Consider the following 12,353-nt stretch of genomic DNA (forward strand, 5'->3'; position numbering starts at 1 on the left):
TATTAAGAACTGAAATGTAAGAAGAAATGAAAAACGAAATGTATCCTACAAAAACAAACAATACTGGAACAGGAGGCTCATCATTTTCTCACACATCTAAAATAATAGTCCTAATAGTTGCTACATTCGCATCATTCATGACACCATTCGACTCTAGCATAGTAAACCTAGCCATTCCTTCTATTGGAAAAGATTTGGGAGGAAATATAGAACTCCTAGGCTGGATCCCTATTGCTTATTTAATGGCACTATCGATATTTTTTATACCGTTTGGAAGACTCGCAGACATACATGGAAGAAAGTTAATATTTGTTTTAGGGATATCAACATTCGTAGAAGGTTCACTAGCATGCAGTTTATCACCATCCCTACCACTTCTAATAGCTTTTAGATTCATTCAAGGATTGGGATCAGCGATGATGGGAGGCACCGCCATAGCATTAATAACATCAGTATTCCCACCAGGAGAAAGAGGCAAAGCACTGGGTATCAACACAGCAGCAGTATACGTAGGATTATCACTGGGACCTCCTTTAGGTGGTTTTTTAGTGCAGTACTTAGGTTGGAGATCAATATTTTATGTAAACATTCCAATAGGTATTATAGTAATCATACTCACATTAATCAAAATTCATGAAAAAAATTATATTAAAGATGAGAAATTTGACCACATTGGTTTCATGCTATATTTTCCTTCATTAACATTAATATTTTTAGGTCTCACACTATTACAACACACATTTGCAAATGAAATACTAATTATCGGTATCCTAATCTTACCGTTATTTTTTACCTATGAATATTATGTTTCCCATCCGCTAATAGATGTTGAATTGTTTAAGAACCTTACATTTACATTTTCCAACATTACCGCCCTTCTTAATTATAGCTCAACATATGCAATCTCCTTTATAATGTCTCTTTATCTGCAGCTAATCCTTAAACTTGATCCACAATACACCGGATTAATACTTTTATCTCAACCATTATTAATGGCTATATTCTCACCATTTGGCGGATGGCTCTCTGATAAAATAGAACCCAGGATTATTGCATCAATAGGAATGGCATTAATATCCGTATCAATTTTAAGATTATCATTCTTAAATATTAACACATCCATCCTAGATATAGTATCATGGTTAATGATACTAGGATTTGGATATGCCCTCTTTAGCTCGCCCAATACCAACGCAGTCATGAGTTCTGTAGAGAGAACCAAATATGGTATCGCTTCAGGAATACTTGGAACCATGAGGTTCACAGGACAAGCACTCAGCTTAGCGATCACAGTGTCAATCTTCTCAACAATCACCAGAACAGTAATAACCACAACAGGCAATTTACAGAGACGTAGCAGAAAGCCCATGATTTTAATCATGGGATGAATGCGTTTAAATACTTGTCAGTTAATTTTTCTATGGGCGAGTCGCTCATGAAGGCTAAGAAAACCATTAAGGCAAAGATTCTTGAACTTCGCAAAGGCAAGGAAGAGCTTCTTAGAAGGGAATACGAGAATTGGCAACGCTATTTGCATGGAGACAAGTCTGTTCCACTTTATTCCGCTACAAAGCAACAGGCTGACAGACTTCTAAAGAGGCTTGGAAATGTTAAGCCTAACAAGGAATACCCGCTAATTCTGAGGAGAGATGTCTATAGGGCTGACACCAAGCTGACGCCTTATTGGCTCAAGATTCCAATTTATGGGGTTAGAGGCGGAATAAACGTCCCTATAAAGACCCATGAACCAATAACTGATGACATGATTTGCAAAGAAGCTAAAATCGTAAAGAAAGGTAATGAGTGGTTCGTTCACATAACTGTTGAAAAAGAAGTGGAAGAGAGAAACCCTAAATCAGCTCTAGCAGTTGATATGGGGATACGATGGATAGCCACAACAGTCAACTCAAGCAATCCGAGACCGAAGTTCTATGGGAGAGAGCTTAGGAGGGTTAAGGGGCATTTCTTCTGGCTTAGGAGAACCTTAGCCCTGAAGAAGGCACATAAAGCGATAAAGAAGATTGGGCGTAAAGAGAGAAAGGTGGTTAGCGACATCCTGCATAAGATTAGCAGAGCCATAGTAAACGAAGCTTTGGCGAACGACTCCATGATAGTTCTTGGAAAACTCAAGGGTATAAGACGAAACAGCAGAGGTAGGACCTTCAAAAGAAAGCTCAACAACGGATTTCCATATTATAGGCTAAGCCAACTCATAGAGTATAAGGCGAGATGGCGCGGAATCAAAGTTGTTAAGATAAGCGAAAGAAACACTTCAAAGCTGTGCCATAAATGCGGTCACATGGGCATCCGAGTCGGAAGCTCCTTCAAATGTCAAAACTGCGGAATCCAATGCAACGCAGACTATAATGGGGCAACGAACATCCTTAAGCGGGGCATGGGCTACATGCTCATGCCAGGGGGTGATTTGACACACCCCGAACTCGGTAGGATGAAGGTATACGAAAGCCCAACGAACCGAGAATCTCCCGGCTTTAGCCGTGGAGAGTGTCAACAATAGAACCACAGAAATTCTTAACAGGCATGAAACTAACATTAATCATCATGACCATCATATGCACTATTGGTATATTCACATCACTCATTAGAGGAAAAATAAAAATCAACAAATAAAAAACATAAAATAATTATCAATAATACCAATCTCCCACACTCAAGCATCATGCATAAACACAGCTAAAGACTATGAAATGGAAACTTTTTGAATAATACTCCTTAACGAATCTTCCAACTTCTCACGTAACTCCTCCTTGGTATCACTTACGATAATTTGAGAATTATAAATCTTGACTATATTCCTAAGATAATCAGAGATTTTCCTAATCCTACTTGTAAGAATAATATTCCTCATCCCACAATCCGCAGCTTTTATAAGAAAGCTCATAACTTCGCTTTCATCATCACTAAATATGAACATTATCGCTATATAGTTAGAATCCTTTTCTAATGCTAAATCAAACCTCTGAACAATACCTGAAGAACCCGTTCTCTCATAATTCTCAATCAGATTAATACCAAGCTTATCAACTACAGGTTTTATGAGATCTTTCAATATAAGACTTTTTATCACATTATCGTTTATCAAAACATCATAATTAATATTATAGGCAAAGATAGGAACATACTGCGCATCCGTTATTGAAAACTCACTATCGCATACATTACACTTTAATGTTATGCTAGGATCGTTAGTCCTGTATGAACAACTTTGACACTCATACAACCTACCTAACTCCTTATAATCACTACTACTTAAAGAAAACAATCCCTTACACTTTGGGCACTCATATATAATCTCCTTTCTTCTATCAACAATCCTAAAAGCACTTTCGACGTCCGTAAAACCACAGACTCTGTGCTGCATCACCAACTTCCTCTCAAGATTATATGAATCACACTTTGGGCACTTTAACCTTGCACGAACACTATTACTTCCACACTTAGGACAACTAATAAACCTGTTAACAATAACAGGCTTAAAAACATTAACAGCAACAAGCTCATCAAATACAGACGCATCCACCGCCACGGAACTTGAAACAGAATAACTAATACCAGAAAAACTAACATGCGGCTCAATGCTCTTGACATTTGAAAATAGAAGATACTCCAAAAGATCCATAGCTTGACGACTCAACTTGATATGGATTTCTTCCATTTTATCTATATTATGTATAGAACCGCGAATTAATATTTGTTTCTATGCACAAAATACTTAATAAACCTCCTCTTAAAAAGAGATAAAAAACACAAAACAACAACCCAACAAGAACTGTTTTCCATGAATATTTTATAGGTTTATGTTTTTCTCGGCTCGTCACTATCGCATAAACACTCTTGGACATTCATCTTTTTATTATCTCTAAGAAATACAACGCAAGGAATCCTTTATAAGGAATTTGACAGGAAAGCTTACGGTTTTAACCGTGGGATGAATCGTTGATAAGTTAAAGAGTGTTGTAGGTGCATTAAATATAGCTCTTCTCCAAGGAGAAGAGGTTAAAGGGGTGGTTGCACACTCCTCGCTTCTAAGATGAAATGAGGTGAGGTGAGAGCCTAGAAGGGCAATGAACGATCAACTGATGAAAACCTTAGAAGCAAGAACCTCCCGACCTCAATCGTGGAAAGCGTCAACATGTTATGGTATTATGTCTACTCTCTAACCAATAATGCAAAGTTTTTCTTTGTTAATGAAAAAAGCAGTCCAATAAAATTCAACTAGAAATGAATCATCATGATTACTTCTCATTTTGTTATTATTACATCTACAATCTTTGTTTCAGTATTCGATATGATAGGTAGGCCAGTCTTAGTTGTATCAACACTTACAACAAACACAAAATAATTATTAATTTCTCCATCTTTTGGGACATAGTATGTGAAGTTAAAAAGGAGAGATTTTGTCTGACCAGCTGAAAGAGATACTTCCTGTGTTATGTTTACAGCGTTTCCTTTCGGTTTTTGAGGGAATGCTCCAATCTTTGTATCTGAAGAGAGTGTGTATCCTAATACTGTTATATTAAAGTTAAGTGTTTGCTCGACTAAGTTGGTCGCATTGACAACTAACTGTATAACACCCTCCTTGTATTTAGTTTGTATCACAGTTCCATTTTTGGGGTATGCAACAATATACACAAAACGTGGTATGCTTGGTAAAGGCCTGTAAGTAACTTTTACGACAGCAATATCATAAAATCCCTTTGGAGCATCTGAGTAACTTGCATTAAAAATCACAACAGAGCTGGGGGCGCCACTTATCAACACATCCCATTTAAATACTGCTACATCACCGAACCCTAGCCATGGAATTGTTGGTGCATTGCTTGCTACTATACTATAACTTGCATTACCGCTAATATTCAGAACGGGAGTTAGATCATAAACTGCATCAAACCTAGTGTCGTTATTCCTTATAATTAGGAGTAAACTAGCCCGCTGCCCACTAGCTATTAAAGGAGGAGAAGCGTAAAGTTGAATTTGAAGTCTAGCTTGTTTAGATGGAGCAAACCTTGCAGAAAAAATATTCCCTCGACTAGTAACAAGCTTTAAAACATAAATGTTACCCCTCTGAATAATAATGTTGGAACCAATGTTAGAAACACTCTCGCCAGGATTTAAGATGATGAAAGGGTTAATGTCGAAATTATAATAATAATTATTCGTAACATTGATAAGCCATATCCTCACTATATTAACAACGACAGAGCCAGTATTTATAACAGTGGCATTTAACCTATTGCCAGGACCAAGCATAACCGTTTGAATGAAAAGTCTTTCGTTCAACTTCTCACTCTCGCTAGCTTCACGAGATAAGATAGCACTCTGTATATTATTTGAGTAGATCATTATTAGTTCAAGACCAATGAACATTAAAAGCGCAACAGCAATAAAAAACATAGCAGCAACTATACCACCAACACCCCTACCCACCTTTACTCACCACCACAACAGAATTACCATTTTCACTCTCAACACTAAACATGTAAACATTACCATACACAGGTAAAACAAACCTAATAAAAGCCTTACCTCCAGGGCTCAAATAAAGAGGCAAAGAAGGTTTAGAGGAAGTAACGAGAGTCTCATTAACATATACATGAACAATATTAACACCAACGTCACCATAATTGTACACACTCAAAATAACGGTACCATTTTTCATAACCCACGCATTATCTATAATAAAACGCTCCTTTAACCTAGAAATTTCACCAGAAGCAATAGAACCGAAAGAACTCGTCGTTGTAGTAAAAACACTCAGCGCATAAGTATAAATAATAATACCCAAAACAACAGCTAAACCTAAAATCATCATGGAAGAGATGATCTCACTAATACCCCTCAACAAAAACCACCTATAAATAAAAAACAAAATAGAAATAAAAACATTACTACTATAACCACACTAAAATACAGGTAAATACTAAAAATAAGAGCCTCTCTAAATTTCCTCTTCTTCTTCCACAGGAGGAGCTCCCGGAGCTCCAGGCTTCCTTATTCGCCTCCAAATCAAAAACGCAGCTAACGCTACTATAACAACAGTGACGCCTATCATGAGTGGCTCAGCAAACAACGGAGCGGGAGTAGTTACAGCTTTAGCGGGCACGATGAACTTCACATCTACAGTCCCAACATGCGCAACACACGCTATATTCTTTTGAACAGACCTACCATCAGTAGACGTAAAAATAGCCGTATAATTATCCTCTTCAAGAGTTATCGTAGAAGGTACGCTAGAACGCATAACCATTGCTGTATCATTATATATTATTACAGTCCCACTGATAGAGCGACCGCTCTCATCAACAGCACTTAAATTAATACTACAAATACTATGTAACGTCACAGAAACTTGCTTATCAGCATCAGCTAAAACACTACTCCTAACTAGGTTATAACCCTCCATACTCACATTATAATTTACCACATAATTTATTGGAACCAACAACTTAAACATGCCAGTCTCATTGGATTTACCTACAAATGTTTCATTCTTAACATTAATAACAATAGAAGCGCCGGATATTGGAGCATTCGACTTAAACTCTCTTACAAGAAAAGTCAATAATACAGACGTTCTATTTGTTTTTAATACAACAGAAGTATCACTAGCAACATTAACAACTTTACTTACGCTCTCATGCATGTTTGAAGAAAATACTAAAGTATAATTACCAGCCAAAACAAACGTGAATACCTTACCATTCTTAACTGCAAACTCCTTATGAACAGTCACACCATTGAAAGTCAAACCATCAATAGTGACACGCCCAACATTCACAGGACCAAACTTATCCTCAACACCAATGTTAAGATTATAGTTCATTGGCTTAAGAACAGCAAAAACAAAAGCATTAGGATTGTCTCTTGTCACATTAACGCTAACAATAGTTGGTTCCAAATAAGAACCACTAACTTCCAAATGATAAACACCAGACCTAGGCAGAAAAACAGTCGCACTCCCATTTATCGAACTAGTAATACCTAGCTCTCTCACAACAACACTTCCCACAACAGGACGCATATCAGAAGTCACAGCAGTCACACTAACACTAAATCCACCTAAAAACGTCGGATTAGGTATCACAAAAGTACCATCGGACCTCAAATACACCAACATCACATCAGAACCAGCGACCATAACGGGTGCAACCCGAAGCTTCAAAGTAACCCACACACCGCCTGACAAATCCCTAAGCAAAAGCAAACTTGAATTAAACGGAGCATCAACCAAATATGAGCCAGCGGGAACTAAAACATCACCAGATGGCGCAGACATTAGAACAGTATTATTGCCAGCCACACCATACACAAAAATACCATTGCTAGTCCCAATACCAACAACAGACAATCTAGAACCTATAAACCTAAGATCTCCGGAAATTGGCGGTTTCTCACCAGCATCCATAATCCACAGCAACCTAGCATCAGAATACGGCAACCTTACACTTGTCACACCATTAAACCTGGAAACAACATAAAGAATACTACTATTACTATCCTTAAAAAGAACACCATGAAAATTACCATCAGTAACCAAACCACTAACAGAAATATAACCAGTCCTATAACTGACAATCTCCTTAAGAGACAAACAATCAAAAACATGCATCACAATATTATTTCCCTCGCGTACATACAACACAACATTGCCAGAAACAACCTGGGCCCCCTCCAAAAAACCAAACACACCAGCATTCAAATACCTTAAAGACCCATCAAGCAAATTAATCACTCCAACAATACTACTATTCCTAGACCAAACCACAGCATACTGCCCATCCAAATCAAAACCGTCAATGCTAGGAAATCGTCCTCCAACACTAAAACGTCCCTCAATACTGAACACATAAAAATCCCTAGTGCCCCAAGCAATCAAATAACCATCAACAATCCTCACACTACTCACACCAAATACATTCCCGCTCCACGCTTTCGTCAAACTACCATTAATATACTTATACACATTTACAACATTACCAGAAAACACAGCTAAATAATTTCTCCACACACTCACAACATCGCCAGGAGGCAATACAGACTTAGAAATATAACTCTCATCAGAGACTACATAACTCACAAATGGCTGCCCACTCGACCTTATAATAGAAGCATCACCCAATACAAAAGAACGCATGACAACCCTATAATTAACAAAACCTGGCGAAGTAACAGCAATAACACCCTCACCATTAAGAAAAACCCCCACAACCCTAAACCAAACACTACTCGACACAGGAACCCTAAACTCAACATCATAACCCCTAAAATCAAACACAAGATCAAAACCAAAACGATTAACCCTCACAACACCCTCAACCATAACAGGATTACCATACCCATCCACAAAACTCAACCTAACAACAGCAACAGGAGATCTAGTAGCATAATCCACAAACACAGTGCCGTTCGAATAAAAAACAAAATAAAGCATATCATATTCATGCGTTACACCAACCAAAGACGCATTCCGAACACTAACCAGCTTATCCACGACTCCACTGAACACATCAACAACACCAAACTCCGCAACCTTTAAACCATCAACCTCATACCCAAACCCAACCATACCGTCAACTTCATCAACATCAACGTCAGATACAGACACAAAACTCTTGACAAGCCTACCATCCAAGGAATAGATGAAAACCACATCACCAGCCTTAATCAACATAAACCTATCAGTGAACCTCAACAAATCTGTCGGAGAACCAACAGAAATTCCAAACTCAAACTCACCACTAGAATTCACAACATGAACAACCCTATAAGACAAACTCTGATTAAGAGCAGGAACATAAACAAAAGCAAAAACCCTCCAACCCCTAGCAACCTCAATAAACGGATAACCACCCAAAAACCTCACATCACCCAAACCAGGCACAAGAGAAATATGAAAACCACCAACACCAACAACATTACTAGAACTCACAACATGAACCACAGTACCGTTCTGCAATCTAACGAAAGCACTCCCATTAACAACCAAGGGAGCAATAAAATTAACAGCTACATGAACTACACCGTCAACAACACCAACGCCAACAACATTAACCTTAAGAACATTCCTAGCTTCATCACCAGTAGCAGAAACAGGAATAGGAACCTTATAACTAACAGTCTCATTCAAAACAACCCCACCCAATGAATTAATAACTTTAGCCAACACTACATCCCGCACAGTATAATGAAACGAACCATTCACAACATAAATTGAACTTGACGGTACGGAGGAAGAATTCAACAAACGATAAACATAACTCCACACATCATAAACACCAGGCCTAACATAACCAGGACCACCAAACACATAAACAGTCGAATTATCCCAAACAACCAAAGACCCATCAAACAAAACCTCAACACCAGACAACCTATTAACAGAAAACCTACCGACATTCATTAAACTACCATTCCACAAAGCCACACTCCTCCCATCAAACAAACCAAAGAAACCAGGACTCCTAAAAAACCTCACAGGACCAACCAAACCAAAACTAGCTAAATTACCCAAAACCCTCTCCTCACCACTACCAACATTAACAGCAACAACGGAACCATCCCTCAAACTAATAAACCAACCATTAAACACCCCAAAACCTCCCACAAAACCCAAAAACCTCCTCTCCCCAACAACAGAATAACCAGAAACACCCTCACCCAACACAAACGAATACAAGAACGTAACAAAAAACAATACAAAAAACAATGCAACAACCACAAACACAACCAAAATCCTTCTTCGATACATAGTTATAATCATTCTCAAACAAAATATTTAAACTTAACTCAAATAAAACTATCCATTTAATTTTATTCCTAAAACTTAACTAAACCTAATACTTCTCATTAAAACCGATGACCTCTTCCAAAAAGCAGAATCCCATTTTTGTAAGACATGATCACACTGCTAATAAAAAAATATTTAATATTATTTTCCGTTGTACCATTGACACACCCTTATCATGCAGTAAACCTAAGTATTGCAGTATTATTCTTAACAGTCGTAACCTCAACAACATAGTCTGTTCCTTTAGCCAAGGGGTTATTTAATGGTACTTTTAGCGTACTTGTCGCACCTGGATTGATGACGATGGTGGGAAAGCTGGTGGTATTTGTAGCTTTAACTTTGGTGTAATTAGCATAATATACCTTCACAGAAGTAACATTGATTGCTGAGGATCCTTGATTGAGTATTGTAACATCCAAATAATTGGTGCTGCTGACTACATAATATTTTGCTTTTGTTATTACGAAGTTTTCTTGTCCTGAGAGCCCTCCGATTTGTGTTCCTATGTAGCCTGTTGCCCAGATATATACTATAACTCCTGCTGCTACTGTTATTAGTATGAGGATTAGTGCTGCTATGATTGGTGATATTGCCCTCTTTTTCAGGGTTTTAGGCATGTCACGTTCATTATATTTTTGGAGGTATATAAGTCTATTTTTTTTATGGTGTTTTGATGTATGTTTTTTGTTGTCTTTTTGTATGTTTTTTGGTTTTTTTGTGTTGTGTTTATGTTTTTCCTTGTCTGTTGCTCGTATCTTCTTTGTTTGTGTTGGGTGTTGTTTTTATGTGGTGTGTTATATTGTTATGAGTGGGTATGCTGTCAGGAGTATTGTTGTCATGATTGTTGTGTGTATTAGTCCGGCTTTTGTGGTTCCTTCGGTTATTTTGCCTATTACTAGTCCTCCGAAGATGGCTTGCATTAGTGATGTGTAGAAGAATATGGCGTAGTAAAAGTTTGGGTTTATGAACGCGATGAATCCTGTTCTTGGGTTTTTTGTTAGTGTTAGTATGAATTGGTTTACTGTTATGTAGGCTATGATGAGGTAGATTATGAAGCTGAGGTATATTATGAACGTGTATGGTTTAAGTTCTGTGCGTTTTTCTTCGTTGAATAGTAGTAGTTCTTTGTATAATTTGGCTGATGTGTTTAGTGTTTCTGTTATGTTGCCTCCGCTTTCGAGTGCTTGCTTTAGGATTTCTATGAAGTGTGTGGAGAACTTGCTTTCGAGTTTTTTGGCTGTGATGTCTAGTGCTTGTTCGATGTTTAGTCCTAGTTTGATTTTTGCTACTGTTTGTGCTAGGGCGTTTCTTAGGGGTGTTTTGCCGAGTTTTGCTGACCTCTCTATGGCTTGTATGAGTGTGAGTCCTGCTCTTGTGCCGTCGGAGAGCTCTGAGAATACTAGTGGAATTTCTCTGTCGATTAGGCGTGTTCTTCTCTGTCTTATTAAGTTGATTATTGATTGTGGTGCGATCGCGATGAGCATTCCGAGTCCGATTGTTAGGTATGCCCATTTGTTTGTTGGTATGCCGTTGATGAGATCAAGTTTTATGAAGAGTAGTGCGTATAGGATTATGCTTATTCCTATGATTATTGAAGTGCTTAGGAGCGTTAGGTATTTCTTTTCTGTGTATTTTGTGAGAGTTTTTAGTGTTCTGTTTTTCATGTTCATACCTCCGAGAGCATGCTGTCTGTGATTATGATTATGGCTATTGCGCCCAGCGGCATTACTATGAAGAGTAGTATTGTGATGAGTAGTAATGGTGGCATTCCCGCTATTGTGCCACCGAGCATTAGCATTAGGGATAACATTATAATTAGGATTGAGGGGAAGACTACCATGAGCGATACGTACAGTTCCCCGATAATGCCGAGTGAGCTTACGAGCCGTTTTAGGCGTTCTCTTTTTTCCTCTAGTAGCCTTGTTGTTTCGCCGAGTAAGTAGGAGTGTATATCACTGGTTGTTGACGATACGCTTGCTAAGCCGTCTAGGAATAGTGAAAAATTTATGGAGGGTGAGGTGTCCCTTATTTCTTTTAGTGCGGAGATTGTGTCCATCCCTAGTATGAATTTGTTTCTGAGGAATCTGAGGAAGAGTAAACGTAGGGGTTTTATGGTGGTGATTTTTGCGATTGTTTCTATTGTTTTGTCGATGGTTATGCCGGAGGCTGTGATTGCTGTCATGAGTGTTGACGTTTCTAGGAATTTTGAGTTGATGGTTCTGCTTTCTGAGTTCATTTTGTAGATGGGGTAGTAATACATGATAGCTATTGTAGTGCTGAATGCTGTTGAGGCTAGTATGAGTGAGAGTGGTATTGCGTAGTATTCGTAGATGATGAAGTGTATTGGGAGAGATATTATGAGCGTGACGGTGAAGACTATGATTGCGATAAACAGCATTTCGCTAATGTAGACTTTGAAGTATATTGGGATTCCGGATTTCGAGTATGCGAATTTTTCGTAGAATTCGAGTTTTTTGGAGAGGGGGTCTGCTATGTTTTTCATTAGGTTGTAGCTGAAGTGTGCAAGGTTGTTTTTTATCTTCAT

Annotated in this window: 9 protein-coding genes; 2 read left to right on the forward strand and 7 right to left on the reverse strand. The window is 38.1% G+C overall.

The genetic code is table 11. The annotated features are described in order from the left end of the window. The first annotated feature begins 26 nt into the window (after positions 1 to 26). The gene (locus tag QW128_00680) at positions 27 to 1,388 is read left to right on the forward strand and encodes an MFS transporter (protein ID MEM3832103.1); all 1,362 of its coding nucleotides are present in this window, start codon (positions 27 to 29) and stop codon (positions 1,386 to 1,388) included. A 32-nt stretch (positions 1,389 to 1,420) separates the two neighbouring features. After that, positions 1,421 to 2,518, forward strand: a complete 1,098-nt coding sequence (locus QW128_00685) for a transposase (protein MEM3832104.1) — start codon at positions 1,421 to 1,423, stop codon at positions 2,516 to 2,518. Positions 2,519 to 2,701: 183 nt separating this feature from the next. Here the strand turns inward: QW128_00685 and QW128_00690 are convergent, their stop codons facing one another. The 7 genes from QW128_00690 to QW128_00720 all read right to left on the reverse strand — a co-directional run bounded on the left by QW128_00690 (position 2,702) and on the right by QW128_00720 (position 12,353). After that, a complete protein-coding gene (locus QW128_00690; GenBank protein ID MEM3832105.1) occupies positions 2,702 to 3,640 on the reverse strand; it encodes a hypothetical protein in 939 nt (312 codons plus the stop codon). 623 nt (positions 3,641 to 4,263) lie between these two features. Beyond that, entirely contained in the window at positions 4,264 to 5,448 is a 1,185-nt protein-coding gene (locus QW128_00695) for a hypothetical protein (GenBank protein ID MEM3832106.1), read from the reverse strand. Continuing rightward, complete coding sequence (locus QW128_00700; protein MEM3832107.1) at positions 5,441 to 5,863, reverse strand: hypothetical protein; 423 nt, start codon at positions 5,861 to 5,863, stop codon at positions 5,441 to 5,443. The genes QW128_00695 and QW128_00700 overlap by 8 nt, the downstream gene beginning before the upstream one ends. Positions 5,864 to 5,959: 96 nt before the next feature. Further along, positions 5,960 to 9,769: a hypothetical protein gene (locus tag QW128_00705; protein ID MEM3832108.1), complete on the reverse strand. Its 3,810-nt coding sequence runs from the start codon at positions 9,767 to 9,769 to the stop codon at positions 5,960 to 5,962. A gap of 212 nt (positions 9,770 to 9,981) precedes the next feature. After that, on the reverse strand, positions 9,982 to 10,425 hold the full coding sequence (locus QW128_00710) for an archaellin/type IV pilin N-terminal domain-containing protein (GenBank protein MEM3832109.1): 444 nt from the start codon (positions 10,423 to 10,425) through the stop codon (positions 9,982 to 9,984). 177 nt (positions 10,426 to 10,602) lie between these two features. After that, positions 10,603 to 11,472, reverse strand: coding sequence for a type II secretion system F family protein (locus tag QW128_00715; protein MEM3832110.1), 870 nt, complete (start codon positions 11,470 to 11,472; stop codon positions 10,603 to 10,605). A 2-nt stretch (positions 11,473 to 11,474) separates the two neighbouring features. Beyond that, on the reverse strand, positions 11,475 to 12,353 hold the full coding sequence (locus QW128_00720) for a type II secretion system F family protein (GenBank protein ID MEM3832111.1): 879 nt from the start codon (positions 12,351 to 12,353) through the stop codon (positions 11,475 to 11,477).

The organism is Thermoprotei archaeon (assembly GCA_038881895.1).
In the GTDB taxonomy this organism is placed as follows: Archaea; Thermoproteota; Thermoprotei; order Gearchaeales; family WAQG01; genus JAVZOV01.

What these genes read in the sequence shown, in the direction of transcription:
- QW128_00690 (MEM3832105.1), bottom strand. Translation starts at nt 3,640, where the DNA reads ATGGATCTTTTGGAGTATCTTCTATTTTCAAATGTCAAGAGCATTGAG.
- QW128_00720 (MEM3832111.1), bottom strand. Translation starts at nt 12,353, where the DNA reads ATGAAGATAAAAAACAACCTTGCACACTTCAGCTACAACCTAATGAAA.
- QW128_00715 (MEM3832110.1), bottom strand. Translation starts at nt 11,472, where the DNA reads ATGAAAAACAGAACACTAAAAACTCTCACAAAATACACAGAAAAGAAA.
- QW128_00680 (MEM3832103.1), top strand. Translation starts at nt 27, where the DNA reads ATGAAAAACGAAATGTATCCTACAAAAACAAACAATACTGGAACAGGA.
- QW128_00705 (MEM3832108.1), bottom strand. Translation starts at nt 9,769, where the DNA reads ATGTATCGAAGAAGGATTTTGGTTGTGTTTGTGGTTGTTGCATTGTTT.
- QW128_00685 (MEM3832104.1), top strand. Translation starts at nt 1,421, where the DNA reads ATGGGCGAGTCGCTCATGAAGGCTAAGAAAACCATTAAGGCAAAGATT.
- QW128_00710 (MEM3832109.1), bottom strand. Translation starts at nt 10,425, where the DNA reads ATGCCTAAAACCCTGAAAAAGAGGGCAATATCACCAATCATAGCAGCA.